The sequence below is a fragment of the Halorientalis brevis genome (assembly GCF_042678165.1).
GTDB lineage: Archaea > Halobacteriota > Halobacteria > Halobacteriales > Haloarculaceae > Halorientalis > Halorientalis brevis.
In genome coordinates this window covers 541,864-564,004 of record NZ_JBHUDJ010000014.1, presented here as the reverse complement: position 1 = coordinate 564,004, position 22,141 = coordinate 541,864, and the positions used below count along the sequence as shown (strand labels likewise).

At 63.5% G+C, this 22,141-nt stretch carries 22 protein-coding genes and 1 tRNA gene; 7 read left to right on the top strand and 16 right to left on the bottom strand.

Annotation, left to right across the window (positions count from 1 at the left end; all coding sequences use genetic code 11):
- Window positions 1-2: 2 nt before the first annotated feature.
- Entirely contained in the window at window positions 3-791 is a 789-nt protein-coding gene (locus ACFR9U_RS19350; protein WP_247378786.1) for a CbiX/SirB N-terminal domain-containing protein, read from the bottom strand.
- A 256-nt stretch (window positions 792-1,047) separates the two neighbouring features.
- Between ACFR9U_RS19350 and ACFR9U_RS19345 the strand changes: the two genes are divergently transcribed.
- Window positions 1,048-2,217 (top strand): multicopper oxidase domain-containing protein, encoded by a 1,170-nt coding sequence (locus ACFR9U_RS19345; protein ID WP_247378785.1) that lies wholly within the window; start codon window positions 1,048-1,050, stop codon window positions 2,215-2,217.
- Window positions 2,218-2,400: 183 nt separating this feature from the next.
- Here ACFR9U_RS19345 and ACFR9U_RS19340 read toward each other — a convergent pair whose 3' ends face one another.
- Window positions 2,401-3,108 (bottom strand): hypothetical protein, encoded by a 708-nt coding sequence (locus tag ACFR9U_RS19340; protein WP_247378784.1) that lies wholly within the window; start codon window positions 3,106-3,108, stop codon window positions 2,401-2,403.
- A 262-nt stretch (window positions 3,109-3,370) separates the two neighbouring features.
- Between ACFR9U_RS19340 and ACFR9U_RS19335 the strand changes: the two genes are divergently transcribed.
- The 3 genes from ACFR9U_RS19335 to ACFR9U_RS19325 all read left to right on the top strand — a co-directional run bounded on the left by ACFR9U_RS19335 (window position 3,371) and on the right by ACFR9U_RS19325 (window position 6,143).
- Window positions 3,371-4,816 carry an Abi-alpha family protein gene (locus ACFR9U_RS19335; RefSeq protein WP_247378783.1) on the top strand — a complete coding sequence of 482 codons (1,446 nt, stop codon included), beginning with the start codon at window positions 3,371-3,373 and terminating at the stop codon, window positions 4,814-4,816.
- Between the two features lie 217 nt (window positions 4,817-5,033).
- Window positions 5,034-5,213, top strand: a complete 180-nt coding sequence (locus tag ACFR9U_RS19330; protein ID WP_247378782.1) for a DUF7331 family protein — start codon at window positions 5,034-5,036, stop codon at window positions 5,211-5,213.
- An 84-nt stretch (window positions 5,214-5,297) separates the two neighbouring features.
- Complete coding sequence (locus tag ACFR9U_RS19325) at window positions 5,298-6,143, top strand: ion transporter (protein ID WP_247378781.1); 846 nt, start codon at window positions 5,298-5,300, stop codon at window positions 6,141-6,143.
- A 30-nt stretch (window positions 6,144-6,173) separates the two neighbouring features.
- On the opposite strand, the gene ACFR9U_RS19320 is transcribed toward ACFR9U_RS19325, so the two are convergent.
- Window positions 6,174-6,476 (bottom strand): hypothetical protein, encoded by a 303-nt coding sequence (locus ACFR9U_RS19320; protein ID WP_247378780.1) that lies wholly within the window; start codon window positions 6,474-6,476, stop codon window positions 6,174-6,176.
- A gap of 169 nt (window positions 6,477-6,645) precedes the next feature.
- On the opposite strand from ACFR9U_RS19320, the gene ACFR9U_RS19315 reads away from it, so the two are divergent.
- Window positions 6,646-7,080 (top strand): CBS domain-containing protein, encoded by a 435-nt coding sequence (locus ACFR9U_RS19315; protein WP_247378779.1) that lies wholly within the window; start codon window positions 6,646-6,648, stop codon window positions 7,078-7,080.
- Window positions 7,081-7,549: 469 nt separating this feature from the next.
- Here the strand turns inward: ACFR9U_RS19315 and ACFR9U_RS19310 are convergent, their stop codons facing one another.
- Window positions 7,550-7,738 (bottom strand): DUF7576 family protein, encoded by a 189-nt coding sequence (locus ACFR9U_RS19310; protein ID WP_247378778.1) that lies wholly within the window; start codon window positions 7,736-7,738, stop codon window positions 7,550-7,552.
- 83 nt (window positions 7,739-7,821) lie between these two features.
- A complete protein-coding gene (locus ACFR9U_RS19305; protein ID WP_247378777.1) occupies window positions 7,822-8,673 on the bottom strand; it encodes an SDR family oxidoreductase in 852 nt (283 codons plus the stop codon).
- A gap of 104 nt (window positions 8,674-8,777) precedes the next feature.
- Between ACFR9U_RS19305 and ACFR9U_RS19300 the strand changes: the two genes are divergently transcribed.
- Window positions 8,778-9,587: an alpha/beta fold hydrolase gene (locus ACFR9U_RS19300; protein ID WP_247378776.1), complete on the top strand. Its 810-nt coding sequence runs from the start codon at window positions 8,778-8,780 to the stop codon at window positions 9,585-9,587.
- 4 nt (window positions 9,588-9,591) lie between these two features.
- Here ACFR9U_RS19300 and glmU read toward each other — a convergent pair whose 3' ends face one another.
- The 4 genes from glmU to ACFR9U_RS19280 all read right to left on the bottom strand — a co-directional run bounded on the left by glmU (window position 9,592) and on the right by ACFR9U_RS19280 (window position 13,209).
- Window positions 9,592-10,773 carry a bifunctional sugar-1-phosphate nucleotidylyltransferase/acetyltransferase gene (glmU, locus tag ACFR9U_RS19295; RefSeq protein WP_247378775.1) on the bottom strand — a complete coding sequence of 394 codons (1,182 nt, stop codon included), beginning with the start codon at window positions 10,771-10,773 and terminating at the stop codon, window positions 9,592-9,594.
- A 107-nt stretch (window positions 10,774-10,880) separates the two neighbouring features.
- Entirely contained in the window at window positions 10,881-11,207 is a 327-nt protein-coding gene (locus tag ACFR9U_RS19290) for a DUF5789 family protein (protein WP_247378774.1), read from the bottom strand.
- Between the two features lie 514 nt (window positions 11,208-11,721).
- A tRNA-OTHER gene (locus ACFR9U_RS19285) sits at window positions 11,722-11,826 on the bottom strand.
- A gap of 30 nt (window positions 11,827-11,856) precedes the next feature.
- Window positions 11,857-13,209, bottom strand: a complete 1,353-nt coding sequence (locus tag ACFR9U_RS19280; protein WP_247378773.1) for a 5'-deoxyadenosine deaminase — start codon at window positions 13,207-13,209, stop codon at window positions 11,857-11,859.
- Window positions 13,210-13,700: 491 nt separating this feature from the next.
- Here ACFR9U_RS19280 and ACFR9U_RS19275 point away from each other — a divergent pair, with 491 nt between their 5' ends.
- A complete protein-coding gene (locus ACFR9U_RS19275) occupies window positions 13,701-14,381 on the top strand; it encodes an SOS response-associated peptidase (RefSeq protein ID WP_247378772.1) in 681 nt (226 codons plus the stop codon).
- 4 nt (window positions 14,382-14,385) lie between these two features.
- Here the strand turns inward: ACFR9U_RS19275 and ACFR9U_RS19270 are convergent, their stop codons facing one another.
- From ACFR9U_RS19270 to ACFR9U_RS19240, 7 genes are all read right to left on the bottom strand, one after another.
- Window positions 14,386-16,032, bottom strand: coding sequence for a DUF7827 domain-containing protein (locus tag ACFR9U_RS19270; protein WP_247378771.1), 1,647 nt, complete (start codon window positions 16,030-16,032; stop codon window positions 14,386-14,388).
- A 290-nt stretch (window positions 16,033-16,322) separates the two neighbouring features.
- Entirely contained in the window at window positions 16,323-18,152 is a 1,830-nt protein-coding gene (locus ACFR9U_RS19265; RefSeq protein WP_247378770.1) for an FAD-binding protein, read from the bottom strand.
- A 7-nt stretch (window positions 18,153-18,159) separates the two neighbouring features.
- Complete coding sequence (locus ACFR9U_RS19260) at window positions 18,160-19,047, bottom strand: succinate dehydrogenase/fumarate reductase iron-sulfur subunit (RefSeq protein ID WP_247378769.1); 888 nt, start codon at window positions 19,045-19,047, stop codon at window positions 18,160-18,162.
- Entirely contained in the window at window positions 19,047-19,412 is a 366-nt protein-coding gene (locus ACFR9U_RS19255; protein ID WP_247378768.1) for a succinate dehydrogenase hydrophobic membrane anchor subunit, read from the bottom strand. Before ACFR9U_RS19255 ends, ACFR9U_RS19260 begins: the two co-directional genes overlap by 1 nt.
- A gap of 1 nt (window position 19,413) precedes the next feature.
- Window positions 19,414-19,806 carry a succinate dehydrogenase, cytochrome b556 subunit gene (sdhC, locus tag ACFR9U_RS19250; protein ID WP_247378767.1) on the bottom strand — a complete coding sequence of 131 codons (393 nt, stop codon included), beginning with the start codon at window positions 19,804-19,806 and terminating at the stop codon, window positions 19,414-19,416.
- 461 nt (window positions 19,807-20,267) lie between these two features.
- A complete protein-coding gene (locus tag ACFR9U_RS19245; protein ID WP_247378766.1) occupies window positions 20,268-20,888 on the bottom strand; it encodes a DUF7344 domain-containing protein in 621 nt (206 codons plus the stop codon).
- Window positions 20,889-21,085: 197 nt separating this feature from the next.
- Entirely contained in the window at window positions 21,086-22,120 is a 1,035-nt protein-coding gene (locus tag ACFR9U_RS19240) for a succinylglutamate desuccinylase/aspartoacylase family protein (RefSeq protein ID WP_247378765.1), read from the bottom strand.
- Window positions 22,121-22,141: the final 21 nt, after the last annotated feature.

The following is a 22,141-nucleotide window of genomic DNA, read 5'->3' as shown; positions in this document are numbered from 1 at the left end:
ACTTATCGAACGACGCCTTCGCCGTCGGTCGCGAGCGAGCGGTGATTCTGGACGAGCGTCTCCTCGAACGAGGCGGGGCCAGACGACTCCTCGGCTGCGAACGCGCGCTGTCGGTCTAGTTCACCCTGGATCGCGTCGGTGACGAGTGGGTGATCACCGAGGGGATCGGCGTAGGCGATGCCGCCCCGGCCGAGTTCGAGTTTCGCCGGAATCCGTGACTCCGTCGTCTCGTTGGCGGTCAAAAAGAGCGGGACGGCGACGGCGGTGCTGGTCGAGACGTTGTATCGGACACATTCGACGGCAGGATTCTGCAGGAGATAACAGGTCACGACGTCGGCGTAGGCGGATTCGTCCGCGATGCGGGCCGCGTGATACTCCGTCGTCTGCCGGTTGTACGGCTGGGAACTGCTCCCCTGACTCACGAGGACGAGCGTGGCGTCGTCGTCCGGTGCGACGAGTTCGCCCGCGCGTTCGACGATGAGTCGCGTGAGGACGGGACTCCGACCGATCGGTTCACAGTACCGAACTGTCCCGGGCAGGGCTGGGATGGCTCCGGGGAGAACGTCCGTCGTCTCGCGACTGTGAGCCACCGTCGCCGGCACGACGAAGCATCGGTCCGCCTGCAGTGCCTCGAATTCCGCCCGAAGTTCCCTCGCCGGTTCTTCGGCGTAGGTCACCGCGTGCGCTGCGTCTACGGCCCCACGACGTTCGAGCCTACTGGCGTGCGTTCTGAGCGTCTCCGGTGCGTGCGTCCCCTCTCGACCGATGAGTACGAGTGCGTCCTTTGTCATAACAGCCTCTGTAATACAACCCAACTTTTCTTACCACAATCGAGCTTGTATATTGGGTCGACAGTGAGTCCCAAATAAGTTGTGGTCACCCGACCGCCGAGGGGACGGGAGCCCATCGTCGACTCTCGTGCTCGTGGTCCAACTGAGTTTGCGGTTGCTGGATACACCAGTTGGCCCGAACGTGTTCGGGGCCGTTCTCGGGGGGCAGGAACGCTCCTTTTGCTGTTTATACTACACTCGGCAATATTCAGCTGTCATGAGCGATCAGATGAGTGCGCCCGGAACGGGGTTCTCGCGTCGTGATTTCGTGAAAGCAACCGGTGCCGCTGGCGTCGCCTCTGTCGCGGGGTGTCAGGGCCCAACTGCAGACTCACAAGAGACCATGAACCAGAACACGTCTTCGTCGTCGACCGCCACGGCCGCCGAGCAGCTCCCGGCTGCGGCTCCGCCGCAGGTCGTCGATCTCGCCGCCCAGAACAACGAAGTGACCCTCTCCTCGGAACGCCGGAGCCTTCAGGCCCACCCGGGCGAGGACATGGGTGGACCGATCAACCTCCCCGAAGTGTGGGCGTTCAAAGCCGACGACCGCGAAGCGAGCGTGCCCGGCCCTATCCTGCGTGCCCAGGAGGGTGACACCGTCGAGGTCACCCTCGACAACACCGACGGAATGCATCCCCACACCGTCCACTTCCACGCAGTCCAGAAGACGTGGGAGGACGACGGCGTCCCGACGACGACGGGGATCACTGTCAACCCGGGCGAGACACACACCTACGAGGTCCCCGCGAACGTCCCGGGCACCCACCTCTATCACTGTCACTACCAGACTCACCGGCACATGGAGATGGGGATGTTCGGCATCCTCCGGGTCGATCCGGCGGGCTACGAACCCGCCGACCGCGAGTATTTCCTCACCATGAAAGACTGGGACTCCCGGCTCTCCCGGACGTACGGTGGCGAGGACGTCAGCTACAGCCCCCGCAACCGCAAGCCTGACGCCTTCACCGTCAATGGCCGGTGTGCACCCCGCACGCTCCACCCCGAAGACGGCTCGCCGCTCGTCGTCAGCCAGGGCGACACCGTCCGCGTCCACCTGGTCAACGGCGGGTACATGTCTCACCCGATGCACACCCACAACCACCGGTTCACACTGGTCGAGAAAGACGGCTCACAGATCCCCGAGGCGGCTCGATACGAACAGGACGTGACCAACGTCGCGCCAGCCGAGCGTCACACCGTCGAGTTCGAGGCCGACGCCGATCCGGGTATCTACCTCATGCACTGCCACAAGGTCAACCACGTCACGAACGGACTGGACGCCGCCGCGTCGTATCCCGGCGGGATGCTCACTGGCATCGTCTACGAGGAGGCGATGGACTCGGAAATTTTCAGCAACTTGATGGACTACGCCGGCTACGACGGCTGATCGCTCGCGCGGCTCGATCGCCGTCGAAAACCGGCTCGTCCAGCAGCCGTCCGCTGCTCAGACACGACGTGCACCGCGGTCTGTCGGACGCTGTGCGGTGTCCGGATCAGATGACGAAAAACCCGTCCCGATCTGTGTATCGGTGAGGCAGGAGAAGCCGGGTCGCGGGGACAGAGCAGGCGACTATGCGCTCTGTTCTTCGGCTTCCGGCTCGGTGACCGGGACCTCGACGCTGTCCTGAAGTTCTTCGACGTTTTCCTCGACGTTCTCCTGCAGATCCTCGAAGCGGTCCTGGAGGTTGTCGAGCTGCTCCTGATAGCGTTCGAGCTGGTCCTCGAACTGGTCACCGAACGACTCGGCCTGGTCGCCGATCTGATCGCCGAGCTCCTCCGTCTGCTCTTCGAGCTGCTCCTGGAACTCCTCGTACTGGTCCAGGGCGTTCTCGAAGGCGTCGACGGTCTGCTCTTCGAGTTCCTCGTTGGCGTCGACGAGGATCTCCAGCTGGTCGTTCAGCACGTCGAGCGCGTCCTCGACGCCCTCGTCGTAGGTGTCGATCCCCTCGGCGTAGTTGTCGTCGATGGCGTCGAGCGCGTCCGCGTGCTGGTCGAGCAGCGTCTCGAACCCGTCGTTGACGGATTCGCGGATCTGATCGACGGTCTCGTCGTCGCCCGGGGTCGCCGACTCGACGGTGTCGAGCACCTGGTTGATGGCGTCCTGCGCGAACTCGACGGTTCGCTGCTGTGCCTCCTTCTGGGAGTCGACCGTCCCCCGGATCGTCTCGTTGACGTCCGCGGGAACTTCCAGCGTCTTCTCGACGACTTTCTGTCCGTTCTTGATCGTGTCGCGCTGGACCTTGAAGATCGCACCGATCGGTGATGTGTTGTCGCTCATTGGTCTGACCTCGTGTGATTCTACGCGTTCTTCCCCCCTCTACTTGTTGCCAGTAATATACGGGTCTATTAAGTCAACTGTGTAGAATCGTGAAATTATCTCGCCGCCGCCGTTCCGTCCGGAACTGGCCACGCCCCTTTTGTTCGCTTTGCGAAGTGTCGTAGTTTTTTAAAGGATACTCACTGACAGTACAAGTGAGACTATCAGCGTGCTGGCACCCGAGAGGGCGGCCGCTGTGGCACGCGTGAGTCGAATCCGAGATATGAGTGACGAAGTACCCACAGACGCCGACGTCGGCCGTGACGGGTCGAGCTCGGCCGACGCTGGCGGCGTCGGCCCGCGATCGAGCGGACTGAACGCCACGGAAGTCGATCGACTGTTCTCGGTCCTGGAAACGGCAGTCGACGAGGGCAACCAGCTCGACACGGAAGCGACCGACCGGCTGCTGTCCGTCCTCGAAGCCGCCGTCGTCACGCCGACGCAACTCGATACCGAGGAGATCGATCAGTTGTTCTCGGTCCTCGAATCGACGGTGATGCAAGCACCGGACACGGAGAGCGCGAACCAGGTCCTTTCGGTGCTCGAAGCGGCGATCACCGATCCGGTCCAGATCGATGGGACGGAGAGCGAGGGACTGCTCTCGGTGTTAGAGGCAGCTCTCGTCGACCCGACCGATCCGGCCCCGGCGACAGAGGACGTCTTCTCGCTGCTCGATTCCGCTCTCGGTAACGCGACCGACGGTGAGGAGTCCAACGGCGTCGCCTCGCTGTTCAGCGCGGCCGGACTCGATCCGGACGACGTCGATCGGACTGCTGACAACGTGTTCGCCCTGTTCAATCCGGCGAGCAGACGCGATGCGGACTCGGACCAACCGGCGGCCGACGGCTGGGACCCCAATCAGGACGCGAACGGCGACTGGTCGAACGAGAACGTCGATCCGTATCGGATCGCACGCATCGCCGCCGCGGCTACCCAGCGTAGTACGGAGTACTCGTTGCGGTCCGGCATCCGAACCGGGACGAGCATGGTCCGAGCGGCCTCTACCGCCGAGTCGCCGGCCGACCTCATGGACGAGGTCTCGAAGATCGCGTACAAGGAGATGTCCCGCCTGGGGCTGGACGTGGGCGACTCCGTCGAAGCGGACGAAGAGTGGGGCGGTGCGTCTCGCGTCCAGACGAAAGACGTGCTCCAGGAGCGGGGCTCTCGCCTCCTGGAGATGTCCGCCGACGTCACGTACGACGAGGAGGTACACCCCTCTTATCCGCGGATTCTCGACAGCATGGCGGCCGACGAGGCGCGCATCCTGCGGCTGCTCGCGACCGAAGGTCCCCAGCCCTCGATCGACGTGCGTGACGTCGGCTGGGTGCCCATCTCCTCGGAGTTGATCGGCGCGGGGCTGACGATGATCGGGAGCGAAGCCGGCCTCAGCCAGGAGGATCGCACCCACGCGTACATGAACAACCTCTATCGACTGGGCCTGCTCTGGTTCTCCGACGAACCGGTCGACGACATCAAACGCTATCAGGTACTCGAAGCCCAGCCCGCCGTCGAAGCCGCCATCGAGCAGGCCAAACGCGCTCGGACGATCTATCGGAGCGTCCACCTGACGCCCTTCGGCGTCGACTTCTGTCGGGTGTGCATGCCGTTCGAGGTCACCGCCGAGGACGCGTCGAGCGTCTACGAGACGCCGGAGCGCGTCGAGGAGTGACCACGCCGTCCACCCTGTGACCAGCGGTGACGTGGTGTGTGCGTGTTTGAACCTGCCTGAAGACCAGTGTGTCGCGTCGGCGGACCGCTGCCGGATGGCGAATCCGACGTTTCCTCTGGGTAACCCGGTTACCGATCGGTTCGGGAATCGTTTTAGGTTACCGACTGTAACGTAGTAACGTAGAAATATTCCACCGTCACACGACACGTGAATCCCGATGACGACGAACACCAACGAAACCGACGACCGCCTGCCGACGAGTGGACCCGACACGGAGACGTACGACCGGTACAAAGCAGTGGCCACTGACGACGGTGACCTCATGATCTACGACGAAGAGATCGGCGCCGCGTGGCTCCAATCGTCTACCCCGGTGACACTCGACGACTGGCGGTGACGCCGCACCTGGTCGCGGCTCACCCCTGCAACGACCTCCTGTCCAGACCTGTCACCCTTTACTGTCGCGTTCTGTAAACCCGGTATGGCCGGCCGCGATTCTCACCCGGACGACCGATCCCTGCGGGAGCTCATCCGGTTTTACCTGATCGACCACCGCACACCGATCGGGAAACTCGTCGACGTCGGGGTCCTGGTTCTGGACCTCGTTTTCATCGCCATCGTCGTCGTCGAAACGTATCCGCTGACCGAGACGGCCGAGGCGTATCTCTGGCTCACCGAAGTCACGATCGCGAGCATCTTCCTCGTCGAGTACTTGCTCCGACTGTACAGCGCCCGGAACCGCTGGGGGGAGTTCACCGATCCGTACACGATGGTCGATCTCGTGTCGATTCTCCCGACGTTCGTGGTCCTGGCAGCCCCCGGACTCGTGGCCTCGGCCACGGCGATCGGGCTCTTGCGACTCGCCCGCGTGGTGCGCGTGCTCCGGTTCTTCCGCTTTACCAAAGACGAGCAGTTCTTCTTCGGGACCGTCGAACTCGGGACGCTCCGTGCGATGAAACTGCTCCTCACGGTGCTGTCGATCTTCTTTCTCTACGCCGGCTTTTTCTACAACGTCGAACACGCGGCGAATCCGGCCATCGACACGTTCGGCGACGCGTTCTACTTTGCGGTCGTCTCGCTGACGACAGTCGGGTTCGGAGACATCACGCCCGTCACGCGGACGGGCCGCTGGGTGACTGTCTCGGCCATCTTGATGGGAATCATTCTGCTTCCCTGGGAAGCCAGTCGGATCATCAGAGCGTGGACGGACGACGGCACCGTCGACGTGACCTGTCCGGAGTGCGGACTGACGGGCCACGATCCGGACGCCTCCCACTGCAAGGCCTGCGGGAACGTCATCTATCAGCAGATCAAATCGAAGCGGTGACGCGACGGCGCGGTCGACGACTGACCGGGGTTACGACTGCTCGCGCGCTGCTGCGATGTGTTGGCGCGCTTCTTCGGGCGTCATCCCTCGGACGCCACAGGCGCACGACCGCAGCTCAGGGTCGGTCAGGTCGTTTACCTGTTCTTCGCGCGTGCGTTCGAGCGCGTCGCGTTCCGGATCGTAGTCGTAGTACACGCGGTAGTTGATCTGGACGACGCCCTCGATCTGGTGGTCCGCTTCGGGATCGGGATTCGCGATCGCCTCGGCGTGTTCTGCCTGCATCTCTGCTTTCCACTGATCCAGCGTGGCCTCCGGGTCCCGCTCGTCGGTCATACGTCAACCGAGAAGTCCCGTCGGAAAAAAGTCCGTGTGTTCCCGCCCACTTCTCCACGCCAGCGTTGACCCCTGCAAGAACTGCCGCTATGGGCCGAAAACTATGAATTCGTGTTCCTTGAGCGGGGGCTACGCTTAAGAGTGCGGCGTACAACCGCCCACGTAAGTCATGGCAGACGATACGCCCGTCAGTGAGATCATGAGTTCCCCGGTCGAGACGATCGAGCGGGAGACCACCATCGACGAAGTGGCCCGCGTCTTCGCCGAAGAGGGGGTCGGCTCCCTCATCATCGGCGACGATCCGATCGAGGGCATCATCACCGAACACGACGTCGTCAAAAGCATCGGCAACGGGCAAGACCCCGCGGAGACGTCCGTCGAAGAGCTGATGTCCGATCCCGTGGTGACCATCCGTCCCCACGACACCGTCGAGAACGCGGGCGACCGCATGGGGAACAACGGCGTGAAGAAACTCCCCGTCACCGAGGAGGGCATCCCGGTCGGCATCGTCACGACGACCGACCTCGCGCACTTCCTCCCGCACCACCGACTGGAGATGGCGAGCCAGCCGGAAGAGGACGTGCCGGACGGCGAGTTCGAGTAACGACCCCCGCGGCATCACCTCGTCGACTACCCTGGACGCGGCCCGGGCCTCGCCTTCGCTGCACCAACGCTCCCCCCGACCGACTGGTAGCTTCAGCGATGAACTTCGCAGATGGCCGGAGTTCGAGCGTACGACTGTCTCTGCCAGTTGTTCGAACCGATCGCTGACGACGCTGTACACGTTCGTTTCACGGCTTCACCGAACCGAGATCGAATCCTCCTCTTAAAGCTCCGGGTATGGCTGGCGCAACCCCCATTGAAACGACACACGAATTGTCAGTTGCTGGTGGCTGGACTCCCCAACAGAGTTTCCGTTCCACTGGCATCGCTCCCATCGCTTCCAAGTGGGGTTCTCCCCTCCCATCTCTCCCGAGTGTGACTCCGTGAGTTAACACGTCTGACTGGGTCGCAGTCGCGGGCCTCGGCTGCCGGCTCCTGTTACCCCGGACGAAACCCACCGTGAGAAGAGATTACTGCGTGCCGTTCCAGCGTTGTCGGCAGTCTTCGTCACAGAAGTGTGCAGACTGGACCTGGTCGTCTTCGATCCACGTGATGACGCGGTGGTTCGGTGAGCTGACGATCGGTTCCTCACAGGTCCTGCAGGTGGGGGCGTCGTCTTCCGATACGTCGTCGCCGAGATCAGATGTTGGGTCAACCATTGTTGAATCCTGTGCGACCGACCTACTTAATCCCACATATCGGCGGTGAGTGGTCGGCTGAAACCGGATTATCTTTCGTGGAGTTACTCGGATCGCGCGTAGCCAGGGTCGAAGATCTGGGCGGACATCGGTGCCGGGTCGCCCTCGGTGAGGTTGTACTCGGAGAAGTCTTCGACGCCGGCCTCGCGGAGGAGTTCCTCGTCGTAGACGTAGTTGCCGGTGAACTCGGCCGGGTCGCGGTTCAGGATCTCCATGACCGTGTCCGAGACGATCTCCGGGGTGCGCCAGTCGTCTTCGGTCCCCATGCCGAAGTAGCGCGTCGCGCGCGTGTCGATCGCCGTCACCGGCCAGAAGGAGTTACAGCCGATGTCGTGTCCGCCGAGTTCCTGTGCCAGCGACAGCGTGATGAAAGACATCCCCATCTTCGACCAGGAGTAGGCCGCCTTTCCGGGCGCGCGGTCGATCTTGACCGGCGGCGCGTTCGTGAGGATCCAGGCGTCCTCCTCGACGTCCTTGAGGTGGTCGATGAAACCGCGAGAGACGAGGTACGTGCCGCGCACGTTGACCTCGTTCATGAGGTCGTAGCGGTTGGCCGGCATGTCCTCGACGTTCTGCATCTGGATGGCCGAAGCGTTGTTGATGACGATGTTGATCTCGCCCATCTCGTCGATGGCCTCCTCGATGGCGGCGTTGACGTTGTCCTCGTCCCGGACGTTCAGCTGAATGGCGTGCGTGTCGACGCCCTTCTCGGCACACTCCTCTGCGGTCTTGTGGATCGTCCCTTCAAGGTCGGAGTCGGAGTCGTCGACCGTCTTCCCCGTCGAGACGATGTTACAGCCCTGCTCTGCGAGCGCGAGTGCGAGCTGCTTCCCGATGCCTCGCGTCGTCCCAGTGATAAATGCTGTCTGGCCGCTGAGATCTGGCTTGTCTATCATCTGTGTTTGCTACACACTCCCAACGTACTAATAGTTCCTTGAACGGCGCACTCTACCACTGCGAGTGGAAAAGCGGTATTACCCCGCCGCCAGTAGCCCCGGTCATGCGAACCGTCGTCGTGGCGAACGCCAAACGACTCGTCGTCTGGTCTCTCGCCCTACTCGTCATCGGTGCGACCCTCGGCGTCGCCTGGGCGGCCACGCCACACCAGCCCCGACCCGGCTCTGTCGCTGCAGCGACCGACGGGACGAACGTGACCGTCACGGAGCGATCCGGCAGTTACGTCATTCGAGAACCCGGCGGTGACCCCGCAACCGTCGCCCTCGTGTTCTATCCCGGCGGGCACGTCGCCCCCGAGGCCTACGTGCCGGTGCTCGCGCCCTACGTCGAACAAACGGGGGTGCGAGTGTACGTCCCGAAGATGCCGTTTACGCTCTCAGTGCTCGATCCAGACAGAGCGGCCGCGTTCCGCGAGCAGGCGCCGGAGATCCGGACCTGGTACGTCGGCGGCCACTCGCTCGGCGGGGCGATGGCCTGCCGGTACGCCGGCAACGAACCGGACCAGGTTGACGGCGTCGTCCTGCTCGGCTCGTACTGTGACCGATCGCTCAACGGGACGGGACTTTCGACGCTTCAGGTGCTCGGCTCGCGCGACGGCGTCGTGACGGGCGCGAAGGCCACCGCGAGCGACAAGTTCCTGCCGTCGAACGCCACCGTCATCACCATCGAAGGGGCGAACCACACCCAGTTCGGGAGCTACACCGGCCAGAAGGGAGATCTCAGCGCGAACATCAGCTACGAGGTCGCCCACCAGCGAATCCGCGACGTGCTCTGGGCCTGGAGCGGGTCCGAGAGCGACGCCATCCCGGCACCGGAAAACGGCACGCTGGTTCCCGAACCCAACGAGAACTGACTTCTCAGCGGTCCTTCGTCACCGACTCGCCGGGTTTGGTCACTGCGCCCGCCGAGAGTTTGGTCCCCGCGTTCAGCGACGTGTTGATCGCCGTCTTGGCGCCGTCGCCGGCGACGACGCCGAACTTCCGCCGGCCCGTCGAGACCTGCTCGCCTTTGACCATGAGCGTCACGTCCGCTTCGTCGTGTCGGAGGTTCGCCACCTGGGTACCTGCACCGAGGTTCACGTCGCGACCGAGCACGCTGTCGCCGACGTAGCTGACGTGGGGCACGTTCGATCCGGACATGACGACGGTGTTTTTCACTTCGACGCCGTGCCCCACCTCGGTGTCCTCCGCAAGCAACGTCGCCCCGCGAACGTACGCGTTCGGGCCCACGTGCGCGCCGCTCCGGACGAGTACCGGTCCCTCGATGACGACGCCCGGTTCGATGACCGCTCCGTCCTCCACGACGACGGTCCCCCGGAGTTCGGCGTCACCGCGCACCTCCCCGCGAACCGCAGACTCCATCTCGCCGAGTTTCCACTCGTTTGCCTCCAGGAGTTCCCATGGCCGCCCGACGCCCATCCACCGGTCGATGTCGACCGTTCGGACGTCGAACTGGTCGATGACTCGCTCTAGCACGTCGGTGATCTCGTGTTCCCCGCGCTCGCTCATCGGGACGTCGAGCCACTCCCGGGCCTCGGACGGGAAGACGTACGCGCCGACGTTGATGCGATTCGACGGCGGGTCCGCCGGTTTCTCGACGATCCCGGTCACAGAGTCGCCGTCGATGGCGAAGACGCCGTACGGCGTGGGGTCTTCGACCTCGTACGTCCCGACCGCGGGCCCGCCCGAAAACAGATCGGCGAGGCCGGCGGGGTCGTAGAGGTCGTCGCCGTTCAGCACGGCGAACTCCCCGTCGAGATGCTCCCGGGCAGCCTGCACCGCGTGGGCCGTGCCGAGTTGCTCCTCCTGGACAGCGTAGGAGACTGGCACGCCGCGGTAGCTGTCGCCGAAGTGCTCCCTAACGACCTGCTGTTCGTACCCGACGACCAGAATCAGTTCGTCGACGCCGGCTTCGACCGCGGCGTCGACGGTGTGTGCGACGAGTGGCCGATCGGCGACCGGCAGCATCGGTTTCGGCAGCGACTCGGTCAGCGGACGCATCCGCGTTCCCTCCCCGGCGGCCAGAATCACAGTCTGCATACTCGGCCCGTCCGCTGGCTCCTAAATATGCCTACCGACCGTTCGTCACCGTAGCGACTCCCTTCCGTTCGCCCCCGCTCTGACATGCGCCGTCTTCCGGTGTGTTTCTACACCGATTCGTCCGACTCGTCGTCCAGGTCGGTGCTGTCCCCTCGATCGCTGTACCCCTCTCGACCGACCGCGTCGCTGTCGACCATCGTCAACACAGACTGTCGCACTCCGCCTTTCGACTCGTAGGTCTCCTCACCGAGCGGTCCGAGTATCTCGCGGAGCGGTTCCGATCCGTCGACGAGATCGACCGACGCGTCGCCGTGTTCCGCGAGCAGTTCCTCGAGCGAAATCGGATACTCGTACGCGTCGAGCGCGTCCGCGAGTTCCTCGCCGAACGCGACTCCACTCTCCCGATCGTCCTGGCTTTCGTTTCTCTCTGACATGGTTGGGTTGGCAGGCTTCAGTTGGTGACGCCACCGGTGGCGTCTCCGAAAAACCGCGTCAACAGATACCTGTCTACGCCACGGGATCAGCGCAGTTGTCGCCACGGCTGGCACGTGCAAGCCGGAGGACCGACGCGGCACCGAGCGCGACAGAGGCGGGATTTGGCTGTGGCTCGCCGATGGGGCGGCTCGCCGGACAAATCGCTGAATGGAAGGGGCGGGATTTGAACCACGTCGCCACGTTCCGGGTCACTCCCTTCAGTCGCTTCCCGGGCTGCGTGTCGCCTCATTCAAATCCCACGTTCAACTTCTGCACAGCGATCGCACTCGGCGATAAAACGCCTCGCGGGTGCTGTAAAAAGTGGAAGGGGCGGGATTTGAACTCGCCGAGACGCTCGTGCTCGCTCACTTCGTTCGCTGTGCGCGCTGCGTCTCGTCTGCTCAAATCCCATCATCCATCACGCGATATCGATGTGGCTCGCCGATGGGGCGGCTCGCCGGACAAATCGCTGAATGGAAGGGGCGGGATTTGAACCACGCGAAGCCCTAAGCGGGGTAACCCACGGCCGGGGTTCTGGCACGTCCGACCGTCGGCGCTCTACCACTGAGCCACCCTTCCAAACACCCGAATCTATGGATGCGAGCGGTATCAAGCCTCCGGTGACCCCGATCGGTACCCGCTCGTTTCCCCGTTGGAACCACTACTCTGCCCCAGCTCCAGGTCGTACTCGCGGGCCTGCGCTTTGATGCGCTCGGCGTCAGCGACGACGTGTTCACCGCGGTCGTACAACACGCGGCCGTCGACCATCGTGAAGACGACGTCGTCGCCGTGGGCCGCAAAGACCAGATGCGACAGGACGTCGTTCACTGGCGTCGTCCGGGCCGCGTCCGTCCGCAACCCGACGACGTCGGCTTTCCAGCCCGCTCTGAGTTTGCCGACCTGCTCGAACCCGGCCGCGCGGGCCCCGTTGGCGGTCGCCATCTCGAAGATCGTCGCCGCTGGCGTCGTCGTCGGGTCCAGCGTCTCGACTTTCTGGAGGAGGCTCGCCTGGCGCATCTCCGTGAACGGATCGAGCGTGTTGTTGCAGGGCGGGCCGTCGTTGCCGAGCGCGACGTTGATGCCGCGGTCGAGGTAGTCCACGACCGGCGCGACGCCCGAGGCGAGTTTCATGTTCGAGGACGGGCAGTGACAGACGTGCGTGCCCGTGTCTGCGAGCACTTGCCGTTCGGACTCGTCGGTCCACACGCAGTGGGCCAGGACGACGTCTTCGCCTGTCAATCCGACCTCGTCCAACCAGTGAATGTTTCGTCTGCCGGTCGCTTCCTCGACGGTTTCGACCTCGTCGCGGTTCTCGCTCGCGTGGGTGTGAATCCGGACGCCGTCGTAGGCGTCGGCCAGGTCACGGACGCCCCGCAGACAGGCTTCGGTACACGTCACTGCGAACCGTGGCGTGAGCGCGTACCGAATCCGGCCGTCCTCGTTCCCGTGATACTGCCGAATCAGTCGCTCGCTCTCGGCGAGCGCGTCCTCGGTCGACTCTTCCAGTCCCGGCGGCGAGTTCTTGTCCATCAGAACTTTCCCCATCCGGGCGCGGATGCCCATCTCTGCCGCCGCCTCGAACGCCGACGAGGCGTGGTCGACCGACAGGTGGTCGATCACCGTCGTCGTCCCCGATTCGATACACTCCAGGTAGCCGAGTTCGGCCGCGAGTCGCATGCCGTCGGCACCGAGGTCGGCTTCCATCGGGAGGACGTACTCGAACAGCCACTCCAGGAGTGCCCGATCGTCCGCGATCCCTCTCCCGAGCGATTGGACCGAGTGGACGTGTGCGCCGACCATCCCCGGCGCGACGACGTCGAACGCCCGTCGCTCGCGGTTCGGGTACTGATCGAGCAAGTCCGCTGCGGACCCGACTGCCTCGATGCGATCGCCGGCGACGACGACCGCCCCGTCCTCGATGACCGTGTCGGCGTCGGCGACGACGGTGCCCCGGAGTAACATCCCCTCGTCAGTACTGGACTCGTGTAGAAAATACCTTGGTCGATTGCGCGTTGCGAACCGGTTCGGTTCGCCACGGATATGGTTAGTTACTGAGTGATCGACGAAGACGGCAGCCTTATGCCTTGACACACCATACCAATGATCGTGCGAGAGCACCGGGAACAAGCCGGACGACCTGGTCCAGATCGCCGCATTCGGCGGGACGCATCAGGTTAGGGGCAACAACCGAACTGCCCGTAACAGGGCAACAAGGATACTGCTCCGAAGGAGAACCGCACCGGTCCAGTGCCACTCCACCCGGACCGAGTGGTGGAAGGCCAAGTAACGGACGTCACGTGAGTGGCGTTCGTGAACCTGGGAGACCAGCACAGCCGTGCGGACCGGGGAAAACATCTCCCGTCCGGGTTCTAGCTGGTGTTCTCGCCCCCGGTTCGATTTTATCCAGGCCAGGAACCAACAGCGCCTCCTGTCTGAACCACGTAGCCCGACGCATGTGTGGCCGCACCTCGCTGTTTGCCCCGCGAGCGGAACTCGAATCCCGATTCGACGCGCGCGTGCCCGACGACTACAGACCACGGTACAACGTCGCACCCTCCGATCCGCTCGAAGTCATCACCGCCGACCAGCCGGACGTCGTCCAGCGATTCGACTGGGGATTCATGCCTCGCTGGGCCGATGCTGACGATCAGGGGTTCATCAACGCCCGGGCGGAAACCGCACACGAGAAGCCGGCGTTCAGCGACGCCTGGGAGTCCCGGCCCTGTCTCGTGCTCTCCTCGGGCTTCTACGAGTGGAAAGAGACCGGCAGGGGACGGAAACAGCCGTATCGGGTCTCCCGCGAAGACGACCTGGCGTTCGCGATGGCCGGGCTGTGGCAACGGTGGGAAGACGACGGCGACCGCCGCCAGACTGTGACGATACTCACGACGGACCCGAACGAACTCGTCGAACCACTGCACGACCGCATGGCCGTTGTCCTCCCACGCGAGGCCGAAACCACCTGGCTGACCGCGGGGCCGGACGAACGGGCCGACCTGTGTCGCCCGTATCCGAACGACGACCTCGACGCGTACCCCATCTCGACGGCCGTCAACGATCCGTCGAACGACTCACCGGCCATCGTCGAACCCGATCGATCCGAACAGACCGGTCTCGGAGAGTTCGGTAGCTGACCGGTCAATTCTCCCGGCGTCTGGTCACCAACAGTGCGAATCCGACGAGTGCGATCCCGGCAACTGCGCCGGTAAAGCCGGGCCCCTCGGCCGTCGTCGCCTGTGCCGTCGTGCCTGCCGGCTCGTTGCTGGCCGCTGCCGGACTGGCCGTGACCGTCTCGGTCGTGGACGCTCCCGCTGACGCGTCCGTTTCCTCGGTCGTCGGTGTGTTCTCGGTGGTGGTCGGCCGCGCGGTCGTGTTCGTCGTCCGCTCGTCCGCTTCCGTCGGTGTCGGCTCCACGGTGGTCGCGAGCGGTGGTTCGGAGACCGGCGTCGTCGGCTCGCTCGGTTCCGTCCAGGGGTCCCGGACGTACCCCCGGGCCTCCGCATCGTAGTTGTACGCGCTCACGCTCACGTTGGCACCTGGCAGCACCTCGGACAGATTCAGCGGCAGGGCGAACGTTCGGTTCGCCTGAACGGTGGTTTCGATCGACTGGCTGAACATCTCGTTCTCTCGAACCCGGAAGTTGAGGATGGTCCCAGGTGCGACAGTGGTGGTGCCGTTGACCGTCGCGTTACTGGTCGGCGGGAGCCGTAACTGATCCTCCTCGCCGGCTTCGATCGTAACCGACCGCTCCGTGAACTGCACCGTCGCTTTGACCCGTTCGTCGCTCGAGATTACCTGACTGTCCTCGTCGAGCTCGAACGTGGCCTCGTATCGGTCGTCTGCTCGCACCGTTGCCCGACCGTCGGTGAACTCGAGTGCGTCCGGGTCCATCGTGACGTACACCGTGTCGTTTTCGGGGGCCGGAATCACGTGGAACGCGTCGTTCTCGAAGCTCCGACCGATGGCGACTTCCGGTGGCTCCCTCGCCCAGTTCTCCTTGTCAAGTTCGAGCGAGAACGACGTGTTCGGTGACTGGACCAGTGACCGGAACCGTTCGGTGTCGTCTTCGCCGGGCTGTGCGTCCAGGATACCGAACACGCCCTGCGTGTGAACGGTTGCAACCAGTACGTCGCCCATCGCTACGCTGTCCGTCTCCGTCAGGTTCATCTCTTTCCGTGACTCGCCGAACTGCTCCCCGGGCGCGGTCCCGAACGCGAGAGAAGACACGGACGGTTCACTGAGAACGAGCAGGTCGATGTCCTGGAGTTCCCCGTCGGTTCTGACTTTCAGATCGTAGGTCGCTGGCTCGATCGGCTCGTCCAGCGGTTCAGTCGTGAGGTTGACGCGCTCGACGTCGTCGCCAGCCTCGGCGCTCCAGGCTTGTCGTTCACCGCTCCCCGTGTGATTCCCGGCGAGGTACGTGTTCATCCTGAGCGACACCTCCCCGTCGAAGTCGTCGTCGTCGAACTTGATCACCGCGCGATACCCCTTGTCAGCCGTCCCGGCGATGAGCCGTCCGCTCTCTCCGTGACCGATCGTGATGTTGATCGTCGCGCGATCACCGACTGTCTCCCTGACAGTACCCTCGGCGAACGACGCTTCGGACGCCGCCGAGAGCGCCACGGGCGACGTCGCCGCAGGTGCCGTGCCGTCGGTTTGGAGGGTCTGTGAGACCGCCTCGCCGTCGTGCTGGCCCGGTGCTGCACCGACTGCGGGGCTGCTCGTTGCGACGAGCGAAAGAAGGAGAAGCGATACGAGGGCCGGAGTGAGGTTCGTCTCTGTCATCGTTTGAAGCGAATGCGTCGACCAGCAGTGATCGTGCCTTCTCTTCACTCGCTTCCCGCTTTGTTACACGACTCCTACCATCTCGTAATCTTTCTATACCGGCTTGTTTCATCATCTCGGTGCCACGAATCGCGTTTCAAGGAGACCCTGTACGCCTGTAATCTGGCGGTACGACCCGCTCCGAGAGATCGCGGGGAGCGTCACGACGAAAAATAGCGATCAGCAGGCCTGCGCAACGTGAACGCGTTGTGACCGGGTCGAACGGTCGGAGCCGGTCAGAGACGGCTGGCTTAGTACGACCGTTCTTTCGGTTCGTAGGTCTTGTCCTCGCCTTCGAGGATGACGGGCTTGTAGTAGAGTTCCGGGCTGCCGTCGTTCCAGGCGATCATCGTGTGCTTGATCCACTCCTCGTCTTTGCGCTCCTGGTGCTGTTCGCGCCAGTGGGCGCCGCGGAACTCTTCGCGGGCCAGTGCGCCGAGCGTGATACACTCGGCCACGTCGATGATGTTGCGCGTCTCGATCGTGTGGATGAGGTCCGTGTTGTAGGTGCGCGACGGGTCACGGACGTAGACGTCCTGATACCGCTCGCGAGCGACGCGGAGGTCTTCGAGCGCCTCCTTGATGTTCTCCTCGCGGCGGAAGACGTTGACGTTGTCCGTCATCGTCTCCTGGACGTCCGCACGGACTTCGGCGTGGTTGACGCCGTCGTCTTTCTCCAGCAGCTCGGTGACGCGCCGTTCCTCGGCGTCGACGTGGTGCTGAATGACTTCCTGGGGCTCGACGAGTGCGCCGTCGGCGGCGACGTCCGCGTCGCCAGCGTCGACGGCACCCGGGGAGACCGGGGTATCGAGGTCGCTCTCTTCGCTCTTTGCCGAGAGGCCGGTCGGGATCTCCGCTTCGCCGAGGTCGCGACCGCCCGCGTGTGCGCCGGCGCGGCCACCGAAGACCAGCAGTTCCGGCAGGGCGTTGCCACCGAGACGGTTCGCGCCGTGCATGCTGACACAGGCACACTCGCCAGCGGCGTAGAGACCGTTGATACAGGTCTCGCCGTTCTCGTCGACCTCGATGCCGCCCATCGCGTAGTGCTGGCCGGGCTTGACCGGCATCGGCTCTTCGAGGCCGTCGACGCCCTCGAAGTCCTCCGCGAGGTGGAGGATGTTCTCCAGGCGGTCGAGGATGCGCTCTTCGCCGAGGTGGCGCATGTCGAGGTGGACGTACTCGTCGTTGATACCGCGACCTTCGTTGACCTCAGTGAGTTCGGCGCGGGCGACGACGTCACGAGAGGCGAGTTCCCCTTCGTTGTTCGCGTACCCGTACTCGAACATCAGGCGTTCCCCCTCGTCGTTGTAGAGGATCCCACCTTCGCCGCGGACACCCTCGGAGATGAGGACCCCCGTCGACGGCAGCGTCGTGGGGTGGAACTGGATCATCTCCATGTCCTCGACCGGGACGCCGGCGCGGTAGGCCATCGCCGGCCCGTCGCCGGTGTTGGCCACTGCGTTGGTGGTGTGGTCGAAGGCCTGTCCGAGGCCACCGGTCGCGAGGATCACGCCACCGGTCGCGCGGAAGCCGGCGATCTCGCCGGACTTGATGTCGTAGGCAACGCAACCGTGACACACGCGGTCCTCGGGATCGTCGTGGTCGGTCACCGCGAGGCGGGTCACGTACCACTCGTCGTACACCTCGATCCCTCGCTTGACCACCTGCTCGTACATCGTGTGGAGCATGTGGTGGCCGGTCTCTGCGCCCGCGTAGGTCGTTCGCGGGAAGGAGAGCCCACCGAACGGACGCTGGGAGACGCGACCGTCGTCCTCGCGGGAGAACGGCATACCCCAGTGTTCGAGGTTGATGACTTCCTCGGGCGCGTTCTTCGCGAACGTCTCGATCGCCGGCGCGTCGCCCAGGAAGTCCGACCCCTTCATCGTGTCGTAGGCGTGGTCTTCCCAGGAGTCGGCGTCGCGGAGCGCGGCGTTGATACCGCCCTCTGCCGCGCCCGTGTGACTCCGAACCGGGTGGAGCTTCGTCACGATGGCCACGTCGGCTCCTTCTTCGTGGGCCTCGATTGCCGCCCTGAGGCCTGCGCCGCCACCGCCGATGACCAGAACGTCGTGTTCGTACATTATTGTATCACCAGAATTTCAGGTTGTTCTTGACTGCTTCGCGTTTCAGTTCCTGGATGTGCTCGGTGAGCGGGATGTCCTTCGGACACACCTCGGTACAGGAGAACTGGGTCTGGCAGCGCCAGACGCCGTGTTCCTGCTCGATGATGTTCAGCCGGTGCTGTTTCATGTCCTCGCCCTCGCGCTCGTCCATCGCGAACCGGTAGGCCTTGTTGATAGCCGCCGGGCCGAGGTATTTGTTGTCGCCCGCTGCGATGTTACAGGAAGACATACACGCACCGCACCAGATACAGCGCGTGGACATCTTGATCTTCTCGCGGTTCTCGCGGTCCTGGCGCTGTTCTTCCAGGTCGCTCACGCTCGGCGTGTCGTTCGTCTGGAAGTACGGCTCGACGGACTCCATCTGGTCGTAGAAGTGCTGCATGTCGACGACCAGATCCTTGACGACGTCCTGATGCGGGAGCGGTTCGATGCGAACCGGGTCGTCGAGGTCCGAGAGCTGGGTCTTACAGCCGAGACGCTGGCTGCCGTTGACGAACAGCGCGTCAGAGCCACAGATCGCCTGCCGACAGGAGTGTCGGAAGGTCAGACTCGAATCGAAATGGTCGCGGGCGTAGATGAGCGCGTCGAGCACGGTCATCCCCTTGAAGTACGGGACGTGGAACGTGTCGAAGCGCGGTTCCTCTTTACCCTCGACTTCCGGGTCGTAGCGGAAGACCTTCAGCTCGATCGTCTCGTCGGCGTCGCCGAGTTCTGCCTTGGCCTCCTCCTGGAGGTCCCGCTGTTCGGCGCGCTGGCGTTTGCGCTCCATGCGCTGTGCCTGGGCCGGCGACTCCTCGGCCTCTGCTTCGCTTTCCTGTGCCTCTGTTTCGGATTCTTGAACTCCTGTACTCATTAGATGATCCCTGCCATGACGAGCGCCGTTCGAGTCCCCTGCGCGATCAACACCAGGCTGGCGACGACGAGTACCCACTTGACTGCCTGCTTCTGGCCGCCGTCGAGGCCCTGGTTGATCAAGGCGTTGAACACGCCGTTGACGCCGTGGAAGGTCGCGGTCACGAGGAACGCGACCATCGTCCCGAAGTACCCGACTTGACTCATTCGGGCTTGGGTCCCCATGAACGTAATCTCAGCGGCGTGGTTCACGAAGTGCAACAGCATGAAGTGGAACGCGAGCACGCCGATCAGGAACACCGCTGTAAGTCGCTGGAGGAACCAGCGAGCGTTGCCACGATCGAACGAGGAGTAGTGCTCAGCCATCTCAGAACGCCCCCGAAACGAAGGTTGGAACGCTCGCGACGACGATGGCGCCCGACAGCACCAGCGACGCGTAGAAGCTCTTGTCCTGTGCCTCAAGTCCGATGCCGAGGTCGACGAACAGCAGCCGAATTCCGTTGAGGATGTGGAACACCGCAACGGCCAGCAATCCAACCTCGAGCACGCGAACGATCGCGAGGGCTTCAAGGCCCCGGATGGTCTGCGTGTAGGCTGTCGCCCCCTGCGTCGCGGTGCTCAACACCGCGATGTGGGTGAACAGATAGCCGACCAGCACCCAGCCGGTGAACTTGTGGAAGATCCATGCCCACATGCCGGCCGAGAAGTCTTTCCACCGTCCGAAGTCCTCGACGGTGCCCCGGTCGTACGACTGACTCATAACGTTCGGAGCCAAGGACCGGGGGTGTTTAGTAGTTTCTACATGGTCCTGCACCGTGTCGACAAAACCGCCTGTAGAACCCCTCTTGTTCCACCATTCCACGCATCGAAACGGCAGGATTAATTCACGCTATCTTCTGATCGAACGATGTTCGAGAGACTGGAACACGCGGGCGACTGTCGATCGACGTGTCGCGCCACTCCCCGAATCAGTGCCGACGGAAAACCAGTGACACGTGAGGACGAAACTTCACGCGAAGTCTCGTCGGTGCCACCCACCAATCGAGAGCACTTTCCCACAGCGCTCCCCCATCCTGTGCTGGCAGCGCCATCACCGTTGTAAATTGCTCCATAACCGCCGATACCGGAACGGTAGTTACCACGTAACGGCACGATGGTTCCCGATTACGCCCGAATCCCGTCGGAATCAGTTCCACTGACTCTGTCAAAACCCACGCTCGTCTATCCCGCTTGCCGAGTCAACTGGACGAGTGAGAGGACGAAAAGGCACGTGATGGTGACACAGAATACCAACAACCGGTAATCTTCCAAGAACCCGCCCGTTGGGACGCTTGCGAGGACCACGAGGCCACTACAGGTCGCAAGGAAGAGGTAGTACTGCGCCCAGTCCCCGTTCCCGCGTCGTCGTTGCTGCGTGTCGTGGAGGTAGCGTGCCAGATCAGTCGCGTGGGCCCCGGGTCGTATCTCCTTCCGGTCGGCGTCGAAGTCAATGACGTCGACCGCATCCATCCGGGGAAGGTGGTTCTGGTACAACCCGATGTAGACGCGTTTCCGCTCGGTCGACGTGACCTCCGACACGTCTTTGTCGTTTTCACTGCTCGCGACGTACTCGGCCATCTCACCGAGTTGAACGCTTTCAGACGGCGCCGACAGGAGGTGCTGGAGCACGTGTCGTCTCCGCTGATTGCTCAGAATGTCGAACGCGTCGTCGAGCGAAAGCTGAGACGAACCCTCGATGCCGACGCGGCCGCCTCTGGCGTCGCCCGCCACCGATCCGTTTCTCTTCCCAACTGTTTGCTCGTTGCTCCCTTTCGCTTCACCGCTCCCTTCCCACTGAAGCATGTTGTTTCAAATTTGGATTGTCACCTGTGTAAACTCTTTCCTAGTTCGATTCTGTTTCTCTACATAGGATATTTATTATTTTCTCGGCGATACATCTCTCGGACGTGTAAACTGGCAGGATATGTCGCAATCGGTGGGCTCGGATCGGTAGGCGAGCAGGCTAACGTGGACCCGGCGCCGCTCGGGAACGACTGGGGCTACGTCTTCGATGGGCCGCCCGGGTTCGCTGCCTGCTGGTCGCGTTCCACGGCGCGGAGCGTCCGACCGTCGAGTCTGACCAGGTGGCAGAGCGGATTACCGGGGTACACGAGTGGGTTCTCTAACACGCCGACGAGGACGCCGGTGAACGGTGCGAGCACGGTGTCCGACTCGGATTTGAAAGGGTTCGTGATGGTACAGATCCGGTCACCCTCGTAGACCAACGACCCCTGGTCGTAGTGCATCTCGACGAGCCCACCGGCGTCGGCCCGCAGCCACGTTTTCTCTTTGCTCCCGTCGATGACCGTCCGCCAGCCCGGCCAGTGGACTGCGTCAGTCGGGTGGAGGCCGTACTCGGCCAGGACGCTCACGACGCCGTCCAGCGCCCGGTCGATGAGAGAGCGCTGGAACCGGTGTGCCTCACCCATCTCGACGGTGATCGTCGGCACGCCGGCGTCACTGGCTTCCCGACGGAGCGACCCGCTCGGGCCGGTACTCGAAATGATGACGTTCGATGCGAACGCCTTCGCCAACCGACTGACTTCGGGATCGTCCGTGTCTGCTCGGACGTGGAGCATGTTTGTTCGCCCACGCGTGGACGTGTGGAGATCGATGCCCAGATCGCACGGTTCGATGAAGTTCTCGAAGATGCGGGCTGCGATCCGCTTCGCGTTCGTGCTCCCCTCTGAACCGGGGAACGATCGGTTGAGGTCCCTGTCGTAGATCGGGAGATACCGTTCCTGTGCCATGAACGCGGGGACGTTCAGGACGGGGAGGCAGACGAGTGTGCCTTCGAGTCCCCCGTGGTCCCACTCCTGGGCGACCTCGCGCACCACCTCGACGCCGTTGAGTTCGTCGCCGTGCACCGCCGCGCTGAGAAAGATCTTCGGTCCGGGTTTGTCGCCGTTGATGATCGTCACGGGGATTCGGATCGGGTCCCCGAGGTAGGTCTGGCTGACGCTGTATCGGATGTCCGCTGTCTCTCCGGGCTCCACCCGTCCGCCGTTGTAGGTGAAAGCCGCCGAGTCACTCATGCCCCGCTCTCGGTGAGGGAG